General features: G+C 67.4%; 26 protein-coding genes and 1 tRNA gene. 9 read left to right on the forward strand and 18 right to left on the reverse strand.

Features of this window, described 5'->3' with window-relative positions:
* The first annotated feature begins 202 nt into the window (after positions 1-202).
* Together OE647_RS10905 and dtd are read left to right on the forward strand one after the other, a co-directional pair.
* Positions 203-1,126, forward strand: a complete 924-nt coding sequence (locus OE647_RS10905) for a carbohydrate kinase family protein (RefSeq protein WP_263721756.1) — start codon at positions 203-205, stop codon at positions 1,124-1,126.
* On the forward strand, positions 1,126-1,569 hold the full coding sequence (gene dtd, locus OE647_RS10910; protein ID WP_263721757.1) for a D-aminoacyl-tRNA deacylase: 444 nt from the start codon (positions 1,126-1,128) through the stop codon (positions 1,567-1,569). The genes OE647_RS10905 and dtd overlap by 1 nt, the downstream gene beginning before the upstream one ends.
* Positions 1,570-1,579: 10 nt before the next feature.
* Here dtd and OE647_RS10915 read toward each other — a convergent pair whose 3' ends face one another.
* From OE647_RS10915 to OE647_RS10930, 4 genes are all read right to left on the reverse strand, one after another.
* Complete coding sequence (locus OE647_RS10915) at positions 1,580-2,047, reverse strand: CAP domain-containing protein (protein ID WP_263721758.1); 468 nt, start codon at positions 2,045-2,047, stop codon at positions 1,580-1,582.
* Positions 2,048-2,098: 51 nt separating this feature from the next.
* Complete coding sequence (locus OE647_RS10920) at positions 2,099-3,022, reverse strand: DMT family transporter (protein WP_263721759.1); 924 nt, start codon at positions 3,020-3,022, stop codon at positions 2,099-2,101.
* A 95-nt stretch (positions 3,023-3,117) separates the two neighbouring features.
* Positions 3,118-3,193: transfer RNA gene (locus tag OE647_RS10925), tRNA-Thr, on the reverse strand.
* A gap of 66 nt (positions 3,194-3,259) precedes the next feature.
* Positions 3,260-4,948 (reverse strand): ABC transporter permease, encoded by a 1,689-nt coding sequence (locus tag OE647_RS10930; RefSeq protein WP_412174946.1) that lies wholly within the window; start codon positions 4,946-4,948, stop codon positions 3,260-3,262.
* 88 nt (positions 4,949-5,036) lie between these two features.
* Here OE647_RS10930 and OE647_RS10935 point away from each other — a divergent pair, with 88 nt between their 5' ends.
* Complete coding sequence (locus tag OE647_RS10935) at positions 5,037-5,909, forward strand: hypothetical protein (RefSeq protein ID WP_263721761.1); 873 nt, start codon at positions 5,037-5,039, stop codon at positions 5,907-5,909.
* On the opposite strand, the gene OE647_RS10940 is transcribed toward OE647_RS10935, so the two are convergent.
* On the reverse strand, positions 5,879-6,016 hold the full coding sequence (locus tag OE647_RS10940) for a hypothetical protein (RefSeq protein WP_263721762.1): 138 nt from the start codon (positions 6,014-6,016) through the stop codon (positions 5,879-5,881). The genes OE647_RS10935 and OE647_RS10940 overlap by 31 nt on opposite strands.
* Before the next feature lie 277 nt (positions 6,017-6,293).
* Positions 6,294-6,554 carry a DUF2312 domain-containing protein gene (locus tag OE647_RS10945; RefSeq protein WP_263721764.1) on the reverse strand — a complete coding sequence of 87 codons (261 nt, stop codon included), beginning with the start codon at positions 6,552-6,554 and terminating at the stop codon, positions 6,294-6,296.
* A 156-nt stretch (positions 6,555-6,710) separates the two neighbouring features.
* Here OE647_RS10945 and OE647_RS10950 point away from each other — a divergent pair, with 156 nt between their 5' ends.
* Entirely contained in the window at positions 6,711-6,926 is a 216-nt protein-coding gene (locus OE647_RS10950; RefSeq protein ID WP_263721765.1) for a hypothetical protein, read from the forward strand.
* Between the two features lie 44 nt (positions 6,927-6,970).
* Here the strand turns inward: OE647_RS10950 and OE647_RS10955 are convergent, their stop codons facing one another.
* The gene (locus OE647_RS10955; protein WP_263721767.1) at positions 6,971-7,294 is read right to left on the reverse strand and encodes a TraR/DksA family transcriptional regulator; all 324 of its coding nucleotides are present in this window, start codon (positions 7,292-7,294) and stop codon (positions 6,971-6,973) included.
* 147 nt (positions 7,295-7,441) lie between these two features.
* Here OE647_RS10955 and OE647_RS10960 point away from each other — a divergent pair, with 147 nt between their 5' ends.
* From OE647_RS10960 to OE647_RS10970, 3 genes are read left to right on the forward strand one after another with little or no spacing between them, the layout of a single operon-like run.
* Positions 7,442-7,879 carry a YeeE/YedE family protein gene (locus OE647_RS10960; protein ID WP_263721768.1) on the forward strand — a complete coding sequence of 146 codons (438 nt, stop codon included), beginning with the start codon at positions 7,442-7,444 and terminating at the stop codon, positions 7,877-7,879.
* Entirely contained in the window at positions 7,879-8,310 is a 432-nt protein-coding gene (locus tag OE647_RS10965; RefSeq protein WP_263721769.1) for a DUF6691 family protein, read from the forward strand. Before OE647_RS10960 ends, OE647_RS10965 begins: the two co-directional genes overlap by 1 nt.
* Before the next feature lie 10 nt (positions 8,311-8,320).
* Positions 8,321-8,746: a protein tyrosine phosphatase family protein gene (locus tag OE647_RS10970; RefSeq protein WP_263721770.1), complete on the forward strand. Its 426-nt coding sequence runs from the start codon at positions 8,321-8,323 to the stop codon at positions 8,744-8,746.
* Here the strand turns inward: OE647_RS10970 and OE647_RS10975 are convergent.
* The 5 genes from OE647_RS10975 to OE647_RS10995 form a co-directional block, all read right to left on the reverse strand.
* Positions 8,743-9,807, reverse strand: a complete 1,065-nt coding sequence (locus tag OE647_RS10975) for a FliM/FliN family flagellar motor C-terminal domain-containing protein (RefSeq protein WP_263721771.1) — start codon at positions 9,805-9,807, stop codon at positions 8,743-8,745. The genes OE647_RS10970 and OE647_RS10975 overlap by 4 nt on opposite strands.
* A 66-nt stretch (positions 9,808-9,873) precedes the next feature.
* A complete protein-coding gene (locus OE647_RS10980) occupies positions 9,874-12,564 on the reverse strand; it encodes a sensor histidine kinase (RefSeq protein ID WP_263721860.1) in 2,691 nt (896 codons plus the stop codon).
* A gap of 2 nt (positions 12,565-12,566) precedes the next feature.
* Positions 12,567-12,836 (reverse strand): hypothetical protein, encoded by a 270-nt coding sequence (locus tag OE647_RS10985; protein ID WP_263721772.1) that lies wholly within the window; start codon positions 12,834-12,836, stop codon positions 12,567-12,569.
* 66 nt (positions 12,837-12,902) lie between these two features.
* Positions 12,903-14,213, reverse strand: a complete 1,311-nt coding sequence (locus OE647_RS10990; protein ID WP_263721773.1) for a helix-turn-helix transcriptional regulator — start codon at positions 14,211-14,213, stop codon at positions 12,903-12,905.
* A gap of 82 nt (positions 14,214-14,295) precedes the next feature.
* Positions 14,296-14,469, reverse strand: a complete 174-nt coding sequence (locus tag OE647_RS10995; protein ID WP_263721774.1) for a hypothetical protein — start codon at positions 14,467-14,469, stop codon at positions 14,296-14,298.
* 157 nt (positions 14,470-14,626) lie between these two features.
* Here OE647_RS10995 and OE647_RS11000 point away from each other — a divergent pair, with 157 nt between their 5' ends.
* Entirely contained in the window at positions 14,627-14,902 is a 276-nt protein-coding gene (locus tag OE647_RS11000) for a glycine zipper 2TM domain-containing protein (RefSeq protein ID WP_263721775.1), read from the forward strand.
* Positions 14,903-14,990: 88 nt separating this feature from the next.
* Here the strand turns inward: OE647_RS11000 and OE647_RS11005 are convergent, their stop codons facing one another.
* The 4 genes from OE647_RS11005 to OE647_RS11020 form a co-directional block, all read right to left on the reverse strand.
* The gene (locus tag OE647_RS11005) at positions 14,991-15,971 is read right to left on the reverse strand and encodes an ABC transporter substrate-binding protein (protein WP_263721861.1); all 981 of its coding nucleotides are present in this window, start codon (positions 15,969-15,971) and stop codon (positions 14,991-14,993) included.
* Positions 15,972-15,991: 20 nt separating this feature from the next.
* Positions 15,992-16,843 (reverse strand): ABC transporter permease, encoded by an 852-nt coding sequence (locus tag OE647_RS11010; RefSeq protein ID WP_263721776.1) that lies wholly within the window; start codon positions 16,841-16,843, stop codon positions 15,992-15,994.
* Complete coding sequence (locus OE647_RS11015) at positions 16,840-17,703, reverse strand: ABC transporter permease (protein ID WP_263721777.1); 864 nt, start codon at positions 17,701-17,703, stop codon at positions 16,840-16,842. Before OE647_RS11015 ends, OE647_RS11010 begins: the two co-directional genes overlap by 4 nt.
* 129 nt (positions 17,704-17,832) lie before the next feature.
* Positions 17,833-18,633 (reverse strand): ABC transporter ATP-binding protein, encoded by an 801-nt coding sequence (locus OE647_RS11020; RefSeq protein ID WP_263721778.1) that lies wholly within the window; start codon positions 18,631-18,633, stop codon positions 17,833-17,835.
* A gap of 74 nt (positions 18,634-18,707) precedes the next feature.
* Here OE647_RS11020 and OE647_RS11025 point away from each other — a divergent pair, with 74 nt between their 5' ends.
* A complete protein-coding gene (locus OE647_RS11025; RefSeq protein ID WP_263721779.1) occupies positions 18,708-19,103 on the forward strand; it encodes a cupin domain-containing protein in 396 nt (131 codons plus the stop codon).
* 44 nt (positions 19,104-19,147) lie between these two features.
* Here the strand turns inward: OE647_RS11025 and hydA are convergent, their stop codons facing one another.
* Positions 19,148-20,605 (reverse strand): dihydropyrimidinase, encoded by a 1,458-nt coding sequence (gene hydA, locus OE647_RS11030; protein ID WP_263721780.1) that lies wholly within the window; start codon positions 20,603-20,605, stop codon positions 19,148-19,150.
* A gap of 90 nt (positions 20,606-20,695) precedes the next feature.
* Positions 20,696-21,946 (reverse strand): Zn-dependent hydrolase, encoded by a 1,251-nt coding sequence (locus OE647_RS11035; protein ID WP_263721781.1) that lies wholly within the window; start codon positions 21,944-21,946, stop codon positions 20,696-20,698.
* Positions 21,947-22,005 lie beyond the last annotated feature (59 nt).

Below are 22,005 nucleotides of genomic sequence, written 5' to 3' on the forward strand. Positions count from 1 at the left end.
GCACGGCGCGTTCGCCGAAGGGCTCGTGGATCCCCGGCCAGTATGAACTGGCCAGGGGTCCGCCGCCATCGGCGCGCGCTTGGGGGACGATGTTGGCTTTCGCGGCCGCCCGGCCCCGGGTCTTCCGCCGCGGCGCGCATCAATATGACGTTGATGGTAGCGCAAACGCCCGCTAGGAAGGGCCGAACCATCGGAGGTGCCCATGATCCTGTGCTGCGGAGAAGCGCTGATCGACATGTTGCCGCGCGAAAGCCGGGAGGGTGAGGCCGCATTCGCTCCCTACCCCGGTGGCGCCGTCTTCAACACCGCCATTGCGCTTGGCCGTCTGGGCGCGCCCGCGGGCTTCTTCGCCGGACTCTCCACCGATCTGTTCGGAGAGATGCTGGCCTCCGCGCTTGGCACCTCCGGGGTCGGCTCTGCGCTTTGCCCCCGTTCTGCCCGCCCCACCACGCTCGCCTTTGTCCGGCTGGTGAACGGGCAGGCGAGCTACGCTTTCTATGACGAAGGCACGGCGGGACGCATGCTCTCGCCCGAGGCGCTGCCCGCGATTCCGGCCGAGGTCGACGCCCTGTTCTTCGGCGGCATCAGCCTGGTGTCCGAGCCCTGCGGATCTGCCTATGAGGCGTTGATGCTGCGCGAGGCGCCGGCCCGCGTGACAATGATCGACCCGAACATCCGCCCGGGTTTCATCACCGATGCGGCCGCCTATCGCGCCCGCATCGACCGGATGCTGGGCGCGGCCGACATCGTCAAGGTCTCGGACGAGGATCTGCGCTGGATCCTCGGCGAGGGCGAGATCGAGGCGCTTGCCCGCCAGTTGCTGGCGCGCGGCCCCAAGGTCATCTTCGTCACCGAAGGGGCTGCGGGCGCACATGCCATTACCGCCCAGGGCGCGCGCTTCCGCCCCGCGCGCAAGGTCACCGTCGCTGACACCGTTGGCGCGGGCGACACCTTCAACGCGGGTGTTCTGACGGCGCTGGCCGAGGCGGGCGCGCTGACCAAGGACCGGCTGGCCGGAGCCGATGCGGCGTTGCTGGATGCGGCGCTCGACCTAGGCATCGCGGCGGCGGCTGTCACCGTTTCCCGGCCCGGCGCGAACCCGCCCTGGCGGAAGGAGATCGCCTGATGCGCGCGCTGGTCCAGCGGGTTTCCCGCGCCCGTGTAAGCGTCGCGGGCCGCACGACCGGAGAGGTCGGGGCGGGCCTCATGATCCTGGTCTGCGCCATGCAGGGCGATACCGAGGGCGAGGCCGACAAGCTGGCCCAGAAGATCGTCAAGCTGCGCATCTTCAAGGACGCGGCGGACAAGATGAACCTGTCGCTGGCCGACACCGGCGGCGCGGCGCTGGTGGTCAGCCAGTTCACGCTGGCCGCCGATACCTCGCGCGGGAACCGCCCCGGTTTCTCGACCGCCGCCACCCCGGCCGAGGGCGAGCGGCTTTACACCTACTTCTCCGACCGGCTGAGGGCGCTTGGCATCACGGTGGCCAATGGCGAATTCGGCGCCGACATGGATGTGGAACTGGTCAACCAGGGCCCGGTGACGATCTGGCTCGACACGGCGGCCTGAGGCGCGCGGCCTAGCAGCCGTTCGCCACGTCGAAGACCCAGTAAAGCCGCCCGTTGGCCGCGCGCGCGACGCCAAGGCCCGCGTTCTTTCCCTGCGCCAGCAGCAGGATCTTCCGGTGCGGGGGCGAATCCATCCAGGTCTGCACGACCTCCGCCGCGTTGCCCTGGCCCATCGCGATCGCCTCCCCGGTCATGCGCGCCTTGCAGCCGGCCTTGCGCATGCGCCGCTTGGGGCCGCCGTTGCCGTTGTGGGTCAGATTGGCCTTCACCGCCATGTCGCAGGCATGGGCCTGGGCGGCCGCGTCGATCATCGCGTCACGCCCGAGCGGCGCGCGCCCGGCGGCCTTGCGATGGCCGTTGATCGCGCTCAGAACCGCCTGAAGCTCGGCCCCGGTGGCGCCCGGCATCTCGCACTGGGCCGCCGAAGCCGCCCCGGAGGTTGCGGCAAGTATGGTCAGGATGGTCAGGAATTTCCGCATCTGGGCCCCCGATCGACAATGATCCGAGGCTAGAGCGGAACGCCGCGCGGCTCAACCCTGCGGGGTCATCGACTGACGCTGGCGGGCGCGTTCCAGCCCAAGCTGGCGCTCACGCCAGATGATCAGCATGCCCGCCGCCACCACGATCGCCGCCCCGCCCAGCACGACGGCGGTCGGAACCTCGCTGAACACGAAGTAGCCCACCAGAAGCGCCAGCACCATCGAGGCATATTCGAACGGCGCCACGACCGAGGCCGGCGCATAGCGGTAGGATGACGTCAGCAGCACCTGCCCCACCCCGCCGAGAAGCCCCGCCAGCACCAGGATCGCCGCCGTCCCGGCCGTCGGCACGACCCATCCGAAGGGGAGCGTGACAAGCGAGATCACGGTCGCCGTCATCGAGAAATAGAAGACGATCGCGGTGACTTTTTCCCCGGTGACCAGCTTGCGGACAAAGACCTGCGCGAGGGCCGAAAAGACCGCACCGGTCAGCACCAGCATCGCGCCGAAGGCCTGTCCGTTGTCGATTGCTCCGTCGGAAACACCCGAAAGGCGCGGTGACAGGATGATGAGTACCCCGATCAGCCCCAGCGCCACCGTCGCGATGCGGAAGGCGCGCACCTCCTCGCCCAGGAACATCGCCGCGAAGATGACCGTCAGGAGGGGCGCGGCATAGCCAATCGCCGTGACCTCGGGCAGCGGCAGGAGCGGCAGGGCGGCAAAGCCCAACCCCATGGCCGAGGTTCCGCAAAGCCCGCGCCAGACATGGCCAAGCGGGTTCCTGGAATAAAGCCCTTCGCGCAGCTGCCCGCGCCAGATCAGCCAGACCAGGATCACCGGGATCGCGAAGGCGGAGCGGAAGAAGACCACCTCCCCCGCCGGAACCGCGCCGTCGGTCGACTTGATGAGCGCGGCCATCGCCATGAAGACGACGACGGAGCAGACCTTGAGCGAGATGCCGAAGAGCGGGTTCATGAGGGGCCTCCTGCGCGAAGGGAGCCTGTAGCCGCGCGAATGGCAAGGGGCAAGATCGCGCCAGGGCGCGCCCTTGCCGTCACCGTTTGAAAGGATGGTGCCGCGTGTCCGACTCGAACGGACCACCTCGGGGTTACAAAGCCCGCGCTCTACCTGATGAGCTAACGCGGCACGCCTTAGCCCATTTAGACCATTGCCCGCAGGGGCGCAATCGGGCTTGCGACGGCGGCGGCAGGCTCAGCGCGCGCCGGGGCGCATCTGCGCGCGCGCCATCAGGCCGACCGCCAGCAGCCCGACCCCGATCACCAGAAGCGCCGGCGGCGAGGCGTCGCCGAGGTTTTCAAGGCTGGCCTTTTCATGCACCCGCGTGGCCAGCGTGTCGTAGTTGAACGGCCGCAGCAGCAGCGTCGCGGGCAGTTCCTTGACCCCGTCCACGAAGACCAGGAGCAGCGCGGTCCCGACCGACCCCTTCATCAAGGGCAGATAGACCTCCCTGAGGGAGCCGCCCGCCGTCCGCCCCAGCGAACGCGCCGCCATCGGAAGCGAGGGCGATACCCGCCCGAAGGCGGTATCGAGCGCCCCTTGCGCGATGGCGAAGAAACGTACCGAATAGGCAAAGACGATCGCTGCCGCGGAGCCCGTGATCAGAAGCCCCGGATCGACCCCGGTCAGCGCAAGAACCGCGTCCGCCACCAGATGGTCGAAGGCCGCCATCGGGATCAGGATGCCGACCGCCAGAACCGCGCCGGGGGCCGCGTAGCCGATCGTCGTGGCGGGCAGCAGAACGCGCGGCAGCCGCCGCCCCGTCAGCCGCACCCCGTAGACCATCAGGAGCGCGCCAAACACCGTCACAAGCGCCGCCCCACCCGACACGGTCAGCGTGTTGACGAAGGCGCGACCCAACCCCTTGCTCACCCAAGCCTCCGGATTGTCGAGCGCATGGGCGCCGATCACCGCGACGGGCAGCACGAAGCCGACCGCGAAGGGCACGAGGCACAGGCCCAGCGCCAGAAGCCCTGCGCCGGACTTCAGCTGAACCCGCGCGATCGGGCGCGGCTGGCGCGCGGAATGGTAGTAGCGCGAATGACGGCGGCTGACCTTTTCCAGCGCCACCAGCATCAGGATGATGGTCAGGATCACGCAGGCGATCTGCGCCGCCCCGCCCGCATTCATCGATTCGAGCCAGACGGAGAAGATCCCCGTCGTCAGCGTCTGCACCCCGAAGAAATCGACGACGCCGAAATCGTTCACCGTTTCCATCATCACGATGGCCGAGCCTGCGGCGATGGCGGGGCGCGCCAGCGGCAGGCCAACGCGCAGGAACAGCCCCACAGGCCCCGCGCCAAGCGCGCGGGCGACCTCGTAGCTTCCGGCGGACTGTTCGCGGAAAGCCGCGCGCGCCAGCATGTAGACATAGGGGTAAAGCGCCGCCGACAGCACGACGATCGCCATCAGGCGCGAGCGGACATCGGGGAACCAGTAGTCGCGCGCCGAACTCCAGCCCATCGCCTCGCGCAGGGCGCTCTGCACGGGGCCGGAATACTCCAGGAAATCCACCAGCGCATAGGCGCCGACATAGGCCGGGATCGCCAGCGGCATCAGGAGCAGCCATTCCATCAGGCGCGACAGCGGAAAGCGGTACATCGTGATCAGCCAGGCCGCCCCGGCCCCCACCGCCGCCGAAAGCGCGCCCGCGCCCAGCGTCAGCACCGCCGTGTTGGCCAGGTAACGCGGCAGGGTGCTGGACAGAAGATGCGGCCAGATATTCTCGCTCGGGTGGAAGGCGATGGTCACGACCGAGAGGATGGGCAAAAGCACCAGCGCGGCGATGCCGAGCGCGGCAAGCGACCACAGGCCGCTGCCCGTCACGTGCCGGGCACGGAGCGCCGTCGAACCAGGGATCGGGGCCGAACTGTCTTGCGTCATGCGCCGGGGTTAGCGGAAAGCGGTTTTCCTGTCCAGAAAGCCCGTATACTGTCCGACCCCGTCAGTTGTCGGCGGGGGCGTTCCACGGATGCAGGTCATCTATCACATCGGCGCGCATTGCACCGACGAGGGCCGCATCCTGAAGGCCCTTCTGAAGAATCGCGGAACGCTGGTCGAACGCGGCGTCGCTGTCCCCTCGCCCGCCCAGTTCCGCCCCGTCCTGCGCCGCGCGATGCAGTCGCTGTCGGGTGGGCTTCTGGGCCAGGACGCCGGTCAGATGATCATCGAGGACCTTCTCGACGGCACGCCGGCGAACCGGCTGATCTTCAGCCACGATTTTCTCATGTCGATCCCGATGCACTCGATCGGCGAAGAAGGGCTTTACGCCAACGCCCCCCGCAATGTCGCGGCGCTGTCGCGCGTCTTCGAGGCGGGCCGCTGCGAGTTCCACATCGCGCTGCGCAATCCCGCCACGCTGGTGCCCGCCCTTGTCGGGATGCAACGCGGGCAAAGCTACCGCGACGTGATGGGCGCGGCCCACCCGCTTGAGATGCGCTGGCGCCCGGTGATCGAACGCATCTTCGAGCGTGTGCCTGACGCGCGCCTCGTCCTTTGGTGCGACGAGGATCTGCCCTTCGTCTGGCCCGAGGTGCTGCACCGCATGACCGGGCTCGATCCAGCCGTCGCGCTGGAGGGCGAAAGCGACTTTCTGGCCACCCTTCTGACGGCCGAAGGGCTCGCGGTGCTGGAAAGCAGCCTGAAGGCCGCGCCGCGCTATACCGGAACCCGCCGCGCGATTACGGCCGCGTTGCTGGAAACCCATTTGCGCCAAGGCGCCGATGAGGAGGAGATCGACCTGCCCGGCTGGACCCAGACCCTGGTCGATCAGATCACCGGCGCCTATGCGGAAGACGTGGCCGCGATCGCGGATCATCCGCAGGTCGAGTTCCTCTGGCCCTGACGCGCGACCGGCTGGGAACCCGAAAAGCGGATCAGGCCGTGGGTCGCGTAGCCATCGACCAGCGGCATGTTCGTTTCCTCGGAAAGCTGGATCGAGACCCAGGCCATGCGGTCGTCCGGCGCGGAAATGATGCCCGTGCCCGGCTGGAAATCGAGGGGGTTGACCGCGTCAAACCCCGTTTCGTCCTTGATGCAGCCAACGAACTGGGCGGGGCTTTCGACCGGGCAGCCACTGAGGCCTGGGCCTTAGGTCTCGTGGAGTGGCCAAGTACGGCAAGGCCCGTCATGGCGTCCCTCAGAACCTGTTCCGAGGGCCCCTCCATGACGGGCGCATATGATTGCAACTCCTCGGTTTGACGACGGGACGGACAAACCGCCCGGCGCGTCAGCCCATGCCGAGCGCGGCCTTGTACATTTCCAGAACCGCCTCTTCCTCGGCGATGTCGTCCTTGTCGCGCTTCCTGAGCGCGATGATCTTACGCATCACCTTGGTGTCGTAGCCGCGGGCCTTGGCCTCGGCCATGACTTCCTTCTGCTGCTCGGTGATGTCCTTTTTCTCGGCCTCCAGGTGTTCGTATTGCTCGATGAACTGCCGAAGCTCGTCGGCGGTGACGTTGTAGGCGGCATCGGACACGGGCTGGTTCATCCTCGGACTCCCTTTCGGACAGGCGTCCTGACTAAAGCCTCGCGCGCGGCGCTTCAAGGGGCCGCTTCAGACGGCTTGCGCCGGGCTGCGACGCGGCAAAGGCTTGCCCCGCGCCGCGCCGCGCGCTAGGGCATCGCAAAGCGGCAAGGAGGCGATATGGGCTGGCTGATCTGGACGGGCGCGGCGGTGACACTGCTGGGGCTTGCGGGCCTCGTGGCCTGCATCGTCACGGTTGCGACGGCCCGGCGCGCGGGCCTTGAGGAGGCGGCGCTTCGCGCCAAGCTCCAGCGCGTGATCGCCTGGAACCTCGGCGCACTTCTGCTTTCGGCCATCGGGCTGATGATGGTCGTCGTCGGGATCGTTCTGGGATAAGCGTTGCCCGATCGTGCCGCGCCGGGCCGACGGCGCTGTCCCGTCTAGCGGCTCTGCGCGCAGGTCCGGCAGAAGGGCGTCGCGGGAACCACGTTGAGCCGCTCCTCGGCGATCTTGCTGCCGCATTTGACGCAATAGCCGTATTCGCCCTCTTCGATGCGGTGCATCGCCGCCTCGATCATGCGCAGTTCGTTTTGCGCCGAGATCCCCAGATCCTCCAGCACCTCGTCGCTTTCGCGCTCGACGGCAAGCTCTTCCCAATCCTTGGAATCGTGGGCGTCCAACTCCTCGCCGATCTCCTCGATCCGGGACATCAGCACCGAACGGCGCGTTTCGAGTTCTGCCTTGCGCGTTGCGACGGATTTCATCTGCGTCTCCTGAAGCCTTTGGCCTAGTTACGCAGCCTCTGGCAGTCCGGGCATTGATGCAAGTCAATCCGGAGGCGGGGAGCATTCTTCGATTGCAACCTACCCCGACGCGGCGATATCGAAACCCTGTGGGGGGAGGGACAGCATATGCAGGCAGACTGGATCTGGGGCCTGGTCGGCGGTGCGATGATCGGCACGGCCGCGGCGGCCTATCTGTTGCTGAACGGCCGGATCATGGGCGCTTCTGGCATCATCGGCAGGCTTGCCGACGGCAGCGAACAGCGCGCGAGCCGGTCCTCGGCGCTTGAAAACCTCGCCTTTCTTCTTGGCCTCGCGCTTGTGCCGGGGCTGCTCTGGCTTGTCATCGGGCGGCCGGCGACCAACCTGACCAGCCAGCCCGTCATTCTGATCGCGGCCGGGCTGATGGTGGGCGCGGGCACGCGGCTGGCCAACGGCTGCACCTCCGGGCATGGGGTCTGCGGCCTGTCGCGCCTGTCCTTCCGGGGTTTCGTGGCGACCGTCTTCTATCTTGTGGGCGGCGGCCTGTCGGTCATCTTCTTCCGTCACCTCCTGGGGATTTCGTGATGCGGCTTCTGGCGGCCTTCGGCTGCGGCGGGCTTTTCGGCGCGGGGCTTCTGGTCTCGGGGATGACGGATACGACCAAGGTGATCGGCTGGCTCGACATCTTCGGCGACTGGGACCCGACCCTGGCCTTCGTGCTGGCCGCGGCCATCGTGCCCATGGCGATCGCCTGGCGGATCGCGCCCCGGCGCAAAACGGCGGTGTTCGGCGGACCGCTGAGCCCGCCCCCCTTCCGCGACGCCGACCGCGGCCTTGTGCTGGGCTCTCTCGCCTTCGGGTTCGGCTGGGGTCTCGCGGGCCTATGCCCTGGCCCGTCGGTCGCGGTCCTGCTCTTCGGCGGCTGGAATTCGTTGCTCTTCCTTATCGCGATGTTGGCGGGTATGGTCGCGGCACCTGTCTTGCGGGCGCGGATCGACCGCCTCGCCGCCGGTTGAGGAGACGATGATGGAATTCCGCTACCTGACACCAAACTACGCGGTGTCCCCGCAGATCACGCCGGAGGATGTTCCGGCCGTGAAGGCGGCGGGTTTCGTGAGCGTGATCTGCAACCGCCCCGACGCTGAGATCCCGGAGCCGATCCAGGCCGTCCATCTTCGCGCCGCGGTCGAGGCTGCGGGCATGGTCTTTGTCGACAACCCGCTGATCCCGGGCGCCCTCACCCCGGAAAACATCGCGACCCAGGCCCGTGTCCAGGCCGAGGCGCGGGGCCCGGTCTTCGCCTATTGCGCCTCCGGCAACCGGTCCTCGATCGCCTGGGCGCTGAGCCAGGCCGGCAAGCTGCCGACCGACGAACTGATCGCGCGACCCGCCCAGTGGGGCTACGATCTGGAACCGTTCCGCGCCCGCCTGGCCGACCTGGCGCAGCGTTAACCCGACGCAGCAGCCCGCCGCAGAGCTGGAGCGGCCTCGCGCTCGGGCGCTTGCCGTTCAGCCAGGCTTGGCTGCTCGGCACCGTCCTTTGGCGGGACGACCGGCCGAACCCTGGCGAGTGAAGGCCCAGGCCCCTGCACCAGTGGGTAGATCGGCACGACAGAGGGTGCGGGTTCCGGCGCCTCTCCCGCCGTCAACTCGGCGATTCGGAGCGCCCGCTGGCCCCGATAGCGCCCAAGCCGCCCGCGCGCGACACAGCCGTCCCCCGAAACCTCCAGCGAGACCTGCCCGACACAGTCGGCTGCCAGGGGAAGGAGCATACCGGGCCGCAGGTCCAGCATCCCCTCCGCCGTCAGCCGGACCCGCCCCAGCACGGCCACCGCCGTCACCGGCACCGCGAGCACCGCGCGCTCCAGCCGAGCCGACCAGCCAGCAGCGTCGTCATGGCCGGGAGCCGGGGCGGGCGCCGCGCCGCGCCCCTCTGCCGGCAGTGCCAGAAGGATCGTTCCCTCGCGCGCGGCATCCGCCCCAAGCGCCAGATCCAGCCGCAGGACCTTGAAAGCCCCATCCTCCAGCAAGAACGGCAGAGGACGCGGGTCCTCAAGGCAGGAGGCATAGTGAAACCCACCGGCCCAGGTCAGTTCCGCGCTGCTTGCCAGTTCATCGGTCAGGGCGATCATCGCGGCCTCCACGAAGGTAGACAGCATCGCCGCATCCGTCCGCGTCGGGCGCCGCGCGGGGGGCGGGGCGGGGGCGAGTCGTCCGGTCATCTGGGTCTCGATCAGCGCTGACAGCGCGCCGGACCCGAGCGCGCAAAGCCCGACCGCCTCCCCCGGACCATCAAGCAAGGTCAGGAGCGCGTGATCTTCCAAAAGCTCCGGCAATTCGGCCAGTGAACGCAGCGTCTCGGACTGCGCGCGCACCCGAAGCGGCAGGCCGAAAAGCTCATGCGCCCCGCGGGCCAGTGCCTGCGCGAAGGCGCGGCCAGCCCCCGTGCCCGGGGTAGCGCCCCGCCCCGCCAACAGCTTGCGCTTCACACCTGATGCCGTGGCCTCAGCCATCCCGGACGCCTTTCGCCTCTGTTCCCGAGATGTCGCACAGAGCCGTTATCAATTGGTTGAAGGCGTTCAGGCCGCCGCCCCCGCTGCCTTGCGTACCGGCAGCGTCACGCGAAACGCCGCGCCGCCCTGCCCCGGAAGATAGGCGACCGAGCCGCCCAGGTTGACCATGATCTCCCGGCAGATCGCGAGCCCCAGCCCGGCGCCGCCAGCCCGGCTGGTATCGGTCAGGCGCGCGAACTTCTCGAAGATCAGCGTCTGGGACTTCTTCGCGATGCCCGACCCGTTGTCGACGAAGTCGACCTCGATCCGGTTCGCCTTGCGGCGCACCTTGATCCATAGCTCCGGCCGGTCCGCATCGCAGTATTTCCGCGCGTTCGAGATAAGGTTGATGAAGACCTGCACCAGCCGGTCGGTATCCGTAATGACCGGCAAATGTTCCGAGGCCATATCCCGGTGGATGATGAAGGACCGTTCCGGCCGCGTCGATCCCGCCGATTGCAGGGCCCGCTCGATCAGGTCGTAGAGGTTCGCCACCCGCAGGTTCAGCTGCACCTTGCGGTTTTCCAGGACCGAGAGGTCGAGCAGGTCGTTCAGGAGCCCCGTCAGCCGCGTGGCCTCATCCTGGATGATACCGGCGTATTTCTTGCGCATCTCGCCGGGAAGGTCCTCATCCATCAGGATTTCGGAGAAGGCGCGGATCGAGGTCATGGGCGTGCGCAGCTCATGGCTGATCTGGCTGAGGAAGGCGTCCTTCTGCACCGACAGTTCGGTCAGCTTCTCGTTCGCGTCGCGCAACTGGCGCGCGGTGCGGGCAAGCTCGGCCGATTTCGCCTCAAGCTGGGCGGAATATTCCATGATCTGCTGTGCTTCGGAGGCGACGGCCATCAGGTCCTGCGCCGAAACCGCCGCGCCCACGGCGAACTGCGCGATCATCGCATGCGCGGTCGCCGATCCGACCGAGCCGGCAAGGCGCCGTTCGAGCCGTTCAATGAACTCCGGCGTGGTGTCGGGCAGGAACCCGGCCCGACCCTGGCGCGCGGCCTCCGCCCGGAAGAACTCCTGCGCCTCCTCTGCCCCGAGGATGCCCTGCGACATGGCGAGCAGATCCTCGGCCTCGGCGCCGCCGCGCGACCAGCCGCCTTGGCCCGGCGCATGATCGAAGACATTGACGAAGGCCAGGCCCTGCAAGCGTTCCAGCGGCGTCGGGAAGCTGAGGAGGGAGCCCGCGATGAAGGTCGCGGTGTTCAGCGACAGCGACCAGAAGACCGCATGCAGAAGCGGGTCCAGCGCCTCCGACCCGAAAAGGGCCTGCGGCCGCAGCCAGGCCAGGCCCAGCGGACCCTCGGTCAGGACGGCATGGGACAGGAGGCCCTCCTCCCCGAAGGAGGGCAGGTAGAGCGTGTAGAGCCAGACGAGAAAGCCCGTCACCAGGCCAAGCGCCGCGCCCCGGCCGGTGGCGCCGCGCCAGAAGATCGCGCCGATCATCGCCGGCAGGATCTGCGCGACGCCCACGAAGGCGATCAGGCCGATGGCCGCCAGCGCCGCCGATCCGCCCGACAGGCGATAATAGGTATATCCCAGCGCAAGGATGGCCGCGATCGAGACCCGCCGCGACATGAGGACGATGCCGCGCACATCGCCGGGCGCCCGCGCGCCCCCTTCGCGCAAGGCAAGCCAGAGCGGCACCACGACGTGGTTCGACACCATCGTGGCCAGCGCGATCGCCGCGACGATGACCATCGAGGTGGCCGAGGAGAACCCGCCAAGAAAGGCGAGCATCGCCAGCTTGCCCTGATCGAAGGCCAGAGGCAGAGTCAGGACGAAAAGATCGGGGTTCGCCCCTGGCGGCAGGACCGACAGACCCACGACCGCGATCGGCACCACGAAGAGGCTCATCAGCATCAGGTAAAGCGGGAAGGCCCAGGAGGCCGTGGCCAGATGGCGCTCGTCCGAGTTTTCCACCACCATGACCTGGAACATGCGCGGCAGGGTCAGCACCGCCGCGGCCGACACCATCGTCAGGCCGATCCAGCGGTCGGGTTTCAGCGACCAGTCCGCGATGGGCGAGGCATCGATGCGGGCGAAGACCTCGCCCCAGCTTCCCGCGACGCCCCAGACCACGAAGATGCCGACCGCCAGTAGCGCCACGAGCTTGACCACCGCCTCAAGCGCGATCGCGGTCACGACCCCATGGTGGCGCTCGTTCGCATCAAGGTTGCGTGTCCCGAAGAGGATGGTGAAGATCGCGAGCCCCCCCGCCACCCAGAGCGCCGTCGCCCCCTGGTCGGTCAGCCCCCAGCCGATGGGCGCGCCGGAGGCGAAGACGGCAAAGGACAGCGTCACCGACTGAAGCTGAAGCGCGATATAGGGCGTGGCTGCAACGACCGCGATCAGGGTCACGATCACGCCCAGAAGGTTCGACTTGCCGTAGCGAGAGGAGATCAGGTCCGCGATCGAGGTCACGCGCTGGCTGCGCCCGATCCGCACGAGCTTCCTGAGAAACCACCACCAGCCGACCATGACCAGCGAGGGGCCGAGGTAGATTGTCAGGAACTCGAGACCCGAGCGCGCGGCGTAACCCACCGCCCCGTAGAAGGTCCAGGCGGTGCAGTAGATCGACAGGGACAGCGTGTAGATCGCGGGCGAACGAAGCCAGCGCGCCCGTCCCTTGGCCGCGCGCCGCTCCGCCGCCCAGGCGACCGCAAACAGGAGCCCGACATAGCACAGGCAGACCGCGACCAGGATGTTGAACGGCACCATCAGCCCTCCTCTTCGTCGGGCTTGGTGTCATCCTCGGCGGGAAGCACGCGCGACAGGCCGAAGGCGGCAAGGATCAGCACGAACCAGACCGCGAACAGGTAGACGCCGCCCCGGCCAGTGTCGGGTTCCGGCGTCGCTGCGGGTAGCCAGAGGATGGGAACAAGGATCAGCACGAGCCCCAGCATCGGCAGCACGCGCGCCGCATCGGCAAGCCGGCGGCGGCGGTAGCTTCGGCGCTCAAGAAACAGCGGCCTTGGCTTGCGGCTCATGGATCCCCTCATCCCCTGCTTTTGGCAATCATCGCGACAGCCCGCCCCGGCTGTCAAAGGAAACCGTCACACCCCTTCCGCGAGGATCGAGGGCTCACGCCGGGCGGCGCAGTCCATGCGTGGACAGATGCGGCAGGCGGGCCCAACCAACCGCTCCGCATCGGTTCGCGCGGTCGCGGCGGGCAGGACCAGCATGGCCGCCTCCGCGACCGTCGGGCCATCGAAGCCCTGCGGATGGCTGTATTCTCCGATCGCGAAAACCTCGAAGCGCTGGGGGATACGACCGGCGACCTCCATCACCGTGCGGATAGGGATACCCGGGCGTGCCAGCGCCTCGTAAAGTGGCCAGAGCGGGCAGGCCGCCCCATGGCGCGGCAACGCAAAGCCCGGTGCGGGCTTGCGAAAGACGAAGGCGCCCGCCGCGTCGCAGACAACCAGCCCGGCGGGGCGCAGGCCCTCCTCCGGCGGCAGGCTGGCCAGGCGCCGGAACACTGGGGCAAGGCCGGCGCCGAAGGTGCGGGCAAGGGCGGCGGGGTCCTGCCCATGGGCTTCGACCGCGGCGCGGAAGGTCCTGAGCGGCATGGCGACCGCGTCCTCGCGATAGCGTTCAAGGTATTGCGTGGCCAGGCGCCGGGCGGGCATGGTCGCAAGCTCGCCCGCGCCTTGGAGCAGGCTCTCCGGCGCGGGCGCGGAGGCCCGTTCGAGCGCCGCGATGTGGTAGCCTTGAGCCGCCAGCCACGCCTCCACCTCCTCCTGCGGGGAGGAGGGGCCGGTCTCGGCCTCCTTGGCGACATCGAGATAGGCCACGAGCGCCGCCGCCGCCTCCGACAGGCGCAAGGAGTCGTTGCCAAGGTTGTGGTGGAACAGCGCCCGCCAACGCGGTTCGATATCTTCCGTCTCGGCCAGGATCGCAGCGGTCGACCGGACCGAGGTCACGGCCGAGAGGACCTCATGCAGCGAGGCATAGAGATAGGGGTCATGCGCCATGCGTTCGGTCAGCGCCTCGACCGTGCGCTCCAATTCGCCCACGCGCCGCTGCCGGGCCGCCAGAAGCGCGGCCCAGCCGGGGAAACGCCCGGTGAATTCCTCGATCTGCTCGGTCTCCGGCGGAACCTCGCTGGGCGCGGCGCCCGCGGCCGCCTCCCTCAGGGCGTCGAAAAGCGCGCTTTCGCCGCCCTCGGCCAGCGCGGCCTCGTCCACCCCCAGCGCCACGGAAAGGCGCGTCAGAAGATCGGGGCCGACCCGGCGCCGGTTGTGTTCGATCAGGTTCAGATAGGCCGCAGAGATCCCCACGGCGCGCGCAAGGTCCGCCTGCCTCAACCCAGCCAGCGCCCGGCGTTCCCGGACCCGCGACCCTGTCAGCGCACCGCGTGACACGCCTACACCCCTCCCCTGCGTACGAGCCGAAGATTAACAGGAATCCGTTGGAAAGGTAGGGGCTTGCGCGGCGATTTACGGCTCAGCAGCTTGGCGGCGCGACATCCGCGGTCCGCGCGATCTCCGCTACACCTCCCTCGCACTGGGTCAGTTCAACCTTGTCCCGGTTGCAGCCAGCGACCAGCGCCAGCGCCGTGACCGCCGCGAGGGCACAGGCCACGCGCGCCCGCTGCCCACGACCCGATTTCATGTCCATGCCATCATCCCCCTCGGTAGACCTGCCTAAGGCAGATAGAGCGCGATCCCGTCGCAAGAGCAATACTAAAGCCCAGGGCGCCGCCGGGAATTGAGCGATATCAATTCCGCCTCCCGACGGGCTGCTACCTTACGTTTTTCCGCGAAAGGAGATCGCAATGAAACTCCCAAGCCTGGCGATCGCGACTGTCCTGCTGTTCACCCTGGCCGCCTGCGAAGACTGGAACCGCCGCGACCGCATGATCGCGGGGGGCGTCGCGGGCGCGGCCATCGGCGGGCTGACGGCGGACGCGCTGAGCCACGATGACGACTGGATCGTGCTGGGCGTCCTTGCCGGGGCCGCCATCGGCACCCTTGTCGCACGCAACAACGCGACCGACGAATGCGCCTATGCGCGGGGCGATGGCAGATACGACGTCCGCCGCTGCCCCTGACGGATCTCCCGGCCGGGCGCGCGCGCGCCAAAGAAAAAAGGCGCGGGACGTCACCGCCCCGCGCCCTTGGTCTTGTCGCGCCAGCCCGTTACTGAAGCGCCTTGTCCGTGATCTGATGCGTCCAGGCCCCTTCCGGCGCCTTGGAGATCACCGGGTCGGAACCACCCGCCAGCAGCGTGGCGACCGTGCGCTCGTAATCGGCCGGATCAAGCGCGCCGTTCGAGCCAGCGGTCAGCTTCGCGACCTCGCCCATCATGCGTTTCTGATGTGCCTCGGTCTGTGCGCCGGTCTCGTCGTTGTCGAGCACGATCATCGCGGCGTCGTCGGGGTTTTCCTCGGCCCACTTCCAGCCCTTCATCGAGGCCCGGACGAAGCGCACCATCTTGTCCTCAAAGGCTGCGTCCTTGAGGTTGTCCTCAAGCACATAAAGCCCGTCCTCCATCGTGGCGACGCCCATGTCCTGGTATTTGAAGGTGACAAGGTCGTCCGCGCCAATGCCTGCGTCGATCACCTGCCAGTATTCGTTGTAGGTCATGGTCGAGATGCAGGCCGCCTGCTTTTGCAGCAGCGGATCGACGTTGAAGCCCTGCTTCAGAACCTCGACCCCGTCCGCGCCGCCCGTCGTGGGAATGCCAAGCTGGCTCATCCAGGACAGGAAGGGATATTCGTTGCCGAAGAACCAGACCCCCAGCGTCTTGCCCTTGAAATCCTCGGGGCTGGTGATCCCGGTTTCCTTAAGGCAGGTCAGCATCATGCCCGAGGACTTGAACGGCTGCGCGATATTGACAAGCGGCAACCCCTTTTCCCGCGCCGCCAGCGCCGAGGGCATCCAGTCGATCATCACATCGGCCCCGCCGCCCGCGATGACCTGCGTGGGCGCGATGTCCGGCCCGCCGGGAAGGATGGTGACGTTCAGCCCCTCTTCGTCGTAAAAGCCCTTGTCCTTGGCGACATAGTACCCCGCGAACTGGGCTTGCGTGACCCATTTCAACTGCAGCGTCACGTCGTCGGCCGCCTGCGCCGCAGTGGCCATAAGCCCCGCCGCAAGAACCGAAACCGTCCATTTCATCATTGCCTTGCTCCCTGTTGTCAGCTCCGCGCACGCTGCGACGGATGCCAGAAGGTGACGCCTTTCTCGATCAGCGCCACAAGCCCGTAGAATGCCGAACCGGCAAGGGCCGCCACGGCAATCTCAGCCCAAACCATGTCCAGCGCAAGCTGTCCCACGGCGGTCGAGATCCGAAACCCCATCCCCTTGATGGGAGAGCCGAAAAATTCCGCAACGATCGCACCGATAAGCGCCAGCGTCGTCGCGATTTTCAGCCCGTTGAAGATGAACGGCATGGCGGCCGGCAGGCGAAGCTTCATCAGCGTCTGCCAGTAGCTGGCCGAATAGGTCGCCATCAGGTCCCGCTGCATCCGCTCGGTCGCGGCCAGCCCCGCGACGGTATTCACCAGCACCGGGAAGAAGACCATGACGACGACGACGGCCGCCTTGGACTGCCAGTCGAAGCCGAACCACATCACCAGGATCGGCGCGATCCCCACGATCGGCAGCGCTGCCACGAAATTTCCGACCGGCAGCAGCCCCCGTTGCAGGAAGGGCGAGCGGTCGATGGCGATCGCGGTAAGGACCGCGGTCCCGCAACCCATGACATAGCCCGACAGCCCTCCCTTCAGGATCGTCTGCACGAAATCCTGCCACAGCACCGGAACCGACCCGGTGATCGTCCCCCAGATGACCGAGGGCGCGGGCAGGATGACGCCGGGCACATCGAGCCCTCGGACAGCACCCTCCCACAGGACCAGGAGCGTCACGCCAAACAGCGCTGGGATCGCCAACCGCCCGGCGCCAGTGCGCGCGAAGGGCTGGTGCGAGGCCCAGACATTGAAGGCCCAAGCCGACAGCCAGAAAAGGATTGCACCCGCCAGCCAGATCATCGCGCCATCCCCATCCGCTTCAGCGCCGCCCGCTCGATCACGCCGATGACGATCACGAGCCCCGCGGCCAGGATCGCCGCTGTGAAAAGCGCGGCCCAGATCTGGATCGTCTGACCGTAGTAGCTGCCCGACAAGAGCCGCGCGCCCAGGCCCGCGGTCGCCCCCGCCGGCAGTTCCCCCACGATCGCCCCCACCAGCGAGGCCGCCATGGACACCTTCAGCGAGGCGAACAGATAGGGCATCGAGGCCGGCAGCCGCAGCTTCCAGAACGTCGCCCAGCGCCCCGCGTTGTAGGTTCTCAGCAGATCGAGCTGCATCCCGTCCGGGCTTCTGAGCCCCTTCACCATGCCGACCACGACCGGGAAGAACGACAGATAGGCCGAAATCACCGCCTTCGGCAAAAGCCCGGTGATCCCGACCGAGGCCAGAACCACGATCACCATCGGCGCAATCGCCAGGATCGGGATCGTCTGGCTGGCGATGGCCCAGGGCATGACCGACATGTCCATGGCCCGGTTGTGGACGATCCCCACCGCCAGAAGGATGCCAAGCCCGGTGCCGATCCCGAAGCCCACCAGCGTCGCCGACAGCGTCACCCACCCATGATAGACAAGGCTCCGCTTGGAGGTCACCTTCTGACCGAACAGCCCCTGCCAAAGCCCCAGGGCCACCTGGTGCGGCGCCGGCAGCACGGGCCGCTCCTGCACCATCGTGTCGGCCAGAACCTCGGCGAAGGACACCTCCAGCTCCGCCCGCGCGGCCTGGTCGTAGGTCCAGACGGAGTTCATCTTGACCGCCGCCCCGTACCACAGCACGACGATCGCCAGAAGCACGGCGAAGACCGGCAGCACGAACCTCATGCGCCGCCCCCCTTCTTCTTTTTCCAAATATCCTCGGGGGGGGCCGCCGGCGCTGCCGGTGGCCGGGGGGCAGACAGCCCCCCGCGCCCTGCCGTAAGCCGGGACCGGCGCAGGTCGCCTTTGCGGATCTCAGGCCTCATCGCCGTGCCCCGCCCTCAGGCCCTCGCGCACGCGGTGGGCGATCTCGATGAACTCCTTCGAATCCCGGATGTCGAGCGGCCTCTCCCGCGGCAGGGTGCTTTCGATCACATCGGTAATCCGCCCCGGCCTGGGGCTCATCACCACGATCTTCGTCGACAGATAGACGGCCTCGGGGATCGAGTGGGTCACGAAGCCGATGGTCTTTTCCGTCCGCGCCCAGAGCTTCAGGAGTTCCTCGTTCAGCCGGTCGCGCACGATCTCATCCAGCGCGCCGAAGGGTTCGTCCATCAGCAGGATATCTGCATCGAAAGCCAGCGCCCGCGCGATCGACGCGCGCTGCTGCATGCCGCCCGACAACTGCCAGGGGAACTTCTTTCCGAAGCCGTCCAGATCGACCAGCGACAGCACATTTCGAACACGCGTCTCCTGATCGGCCCTGGAATAGCCCATGATTTCCAGCGGAAGTTTCACATTCCCCGCAATCGTGCGCCAAGGGTAAAGCCCCGCCGCCTGGAACACATAACCGTAGGCGCGCGCCCGGCGGGCCGCATCGGGCGCCATCCCGTTGACCGTCAGCGTTCCCTCGGTCGGGTGTTCCAGCGCCGCGATGCACCGCAGGAACGTGGTCTTGCCGCAACCCGAGGGGCCGATGAAGCTGACGAACTCCCCCTTGCCGATCGTCAGGTCCACATCCTTCAGCGCATGGACCGGGCCGTCGCCCGTCTGGAACGTCAGCCCCAGGCCCTTCGCCTCGATCACCGGCGCGCTCTGGCCGATCGAATCCCTCACGCTCGCATTCCTTCCCGTTTCCCCGCCTGCCACGCTTTGTGGTACCATCCTTGCGACAGTGCAGGAGTATTCCCATGACCGAGTGCCGCAAGATCCGGCCGGCCGATCGCTACGCCGGCAAGCAAGGCTTCACCTATGACGCAGGGATCGCCCGCGAAAGCGTCGGCGCCAACGCGATCTGCATGCATCTTCTGACCATCCCGCCCGGCGGCCGGGCCAGCGCCCACAAGCACGCCACCCACGAAACCGCGATCTATCAGATCGCGGGCCGCTCGGTCATGTATTGGGGCGACCGGCTCCAGCACCGGATGGAGGCCGAGGCCGGCGACCTGATCTACATCCCCGCCGACATGCCGCACCTGCCCTTCAACCCGGGGCCGGAACCCTGCACCGCCGTCATCGCCCGCACCGATCCGAACGAACAGGAAAGCGTCGTGCTTCTGCCCGAACTCGAAGCACTGGTGCCCTGACCGCGGCGCCCGGCGGCGGGGCGCGCCATGTCGGAAGCGACCCATCACACCCCGCTCGCCGGAATGCCGCTACGTTCGACCGGCCGCGGAGAGGTCAGTTCCTTCCATGACGACAGCGCCCGGTTGACCGGGTTTCCGGCCTCGCGACGCACGAATTCGCCATGGCCCTCACGGGTCTCGACCTTGCCGTCATTAACCGCCACCATCCCGCGCGTCAGCGTGTAGCGGGGCAGGCCCTTGACCTCATGCCCCTCGAAGACGTTGTAGTCGATCGCCGATTGCTGCGTGCTCGCCGAGATCACCTTCGTGCGTTCCGGGTCCCAGACCACCAGATCCGCGTCCGCGCCCACAAGGACCGCGCCTTTCCTGGGATAGCAGTTCAGGATCTTGGCGATGTTGGTCGAGGTCACGGCCACGAACTCATTGGGCGTCAGCCGCCCGGTGTTGACGCCATGCGTCCAGAGCATCGGCATCCGGTCCTCTAGCCCGCCGGTTCCATTCGGGATCTTGGTGAAATCGCCGAGGCCGAAGCGCTTCTGATCGGTCGTGAACGCGCAGTGGTCCGTCGCCACCACCGACAGCGAGCCCGACTGCAACCCGGCCCAAAGACTGTCCTGATGCTTCTTGTTGCGGAAGGGCGGCGACATCACCCGGCGCGCGGCGTGGTCCCAGTCCTTGTTGAAATACTCGGACTCATCCAGCGTCAGATGCTGGATCAGCGGCTCGCCCCAGACCCGCTTGCCCTGCATCCGCGCCCGCCGGATCGCCTCATGCGCATCCTCGCAAGAGGTGTGGACGACATAAAGCGGCACGCCGGCCATGTCGGCGATCATGATCGCACGGTTGGTGGCCTCCCCCTCGACCTGCGGGGGGCGGGAATAGGCATGGGCTTCCGGCCCGGCATTGCCCTCGCGCAGAAGCTTCGCCGAAAGCTCGGCCACGACGTCGCCGTTTTCCGCGTGCACCAGCGCGATACCGCCCAGTTCCGCCAGTCGGCGGAACGAGGCGTACATCTCGTCGTCGTTGACCATGAGCGCGCCCTTGTAGGCCATGAAATGCTTGAAGGTGGTGATGCCTTCCTTGTCGACCACCGTCTTCATCTCGTCAAAGACCTGCTCGCCCCACCAGGTCACCGCCATATGGTAGGAATAGTCGCAATTCGCCCGGCCCGACTTGTTGTGCCACATCTGCTTGGCGTCCAGCAGCCCCTGACCAGGGCTGGGCAGCACGAAGTCCACCACCATCGTCGTCCCGCCCGCCAGCGCCGCGCGCGTGCCGCTTTCGAAATCGTCCGAGGAATAGGTGCCCATGAAGGGCATCTCCAGGTGCGTATGCGGGTCGATCCCCCCCGGCATGACGTAGCAGCCGGTGGCGTCCAGAACCTTGTCACCTTTCAGGTTCTCGCCGATCTGGGTGATCTTGCCGCCCTCGACCAGCACATCCGCCTTGTAGGTCAGATCGGCGGTGACGATGGTGCCGTTCTTGATGACTGTGGTCGCCATGTTTCACTCCCTGTCCGGAAAGCGGCGTGCCGCTCCATCTTCTTTTCAAAAATATCCCGGGGGTCCGGGGGCAGAGCCCCCGGCCTCGCCTCACCTCACGACCTCCGCGGTCTCCAGAACCGCGTGCAACAGCACATCCGCCCCCGCCGCCGCCCATTCCGGGCTGATCTCCTCGGCCTCGTTGTGGCTCAGGCCATCCACGCAGGGGCACATGATCATCGCGGTCGGCGCGACGTCGTTGATCCAGCAGGCGTCATGACCGGCGCCGGAGACGATATCCATATGGCTGTAGCCAAGCCGCTCGGCCGCGTTGCGCACGGCCTTCACGCAGCCCTCATTGAAGGCGGGGGGATCGAACTGGCCAACGATCTTGGCCTCGAACCCCACGCCGATATCGGCGCAGAGCTTCGGCGCGCGCTCCATCAACTCCTCGACCATGGCGTTCAGCTTGGGCAGGATGTGGGTCCGCATGTCGACAGTGAAGACGACCTTGCCGGGGATGATGTTGCGGCTGTTGGGATAGACATCGATATGGCCGATCGCGCCCACCGCGTTCGGCTGGTTCTTCATCGCGATCTCGTGGACGAGTTCGGTCACCAGCGCGAGACCCCGGCCCGCATTCTTGCGCATATGCATCGGCGTCGATCCGGTGTGGCTTTCCTTGCCCGTGACCGTGCATTCGATCCAGCGCAGGCCCTGCCCGTGGGTGACGACGCCGATGTCCTTGCCCTCGGCCTCCAGGATCGGACCTTGTTCGATGTGCAACTCGAACAGCGCATGGATCTTGCGGGCGCCGACGGCCTCGTCGCCGACCCAGCCGATGCGCTTCAGTTCGTCGCCGAAGGTCTTGCCGTCGTGATCGACGCGCTCATAGGCCCAGTCTTGCGTGTGCTTGCCCGCGAACACGCCAGAGGCGAGCATGGCGGGGGCGAAGCGCGTGCCCTCCTCGTTCGTCCAGTTGACGACGACGATCGGGTGCTTGGTCCGGATGCCCAGGTCGTTCATCGTCCGCACCGCTTCCAGCGCGCCCAGGACCCCCAGAACGCCGTCGTATTTCCCGCCCGTGGGTTGGGTGTCGAGGTGCGATCCCATGTAGACCGGAAGCGCCTCCGGGTCCTCGCCCGCACGGGTCGCGAACATGTTGCCCATGGCATCGACACCCATGGTCATGCCGGCGCCCTCGCACCATTTCTGGAACAGGTGGCGGCCTTCGCTGTCGGCATCGGTCAGGGTCTGGCGGTTGTTGCCGCCCGCGATGCCGGGGCCGATCTTGGCCATCTCCATCAGGCTGTCCCACAGCCGCGCGGAATCGATGCGGAGGTTTTCTCCGGGTGCTGCCATAGCTATCTCCCTTGGCCGCCCTGCCGGGGTCTTGATGCCCCTTGCGGCGACTCGCTTCC

Origin of the sequence: Albidovulum sediminicola (assembly GCF_025751575.1) — a bacterium.
Taxonomy (GTDB): Bacteria; Pseudomonadota; Alphaproteobacteria; order Rhodobacterales; family Rhodobacteraceae; genus Albidovulum; species Albidovulum sediminicola.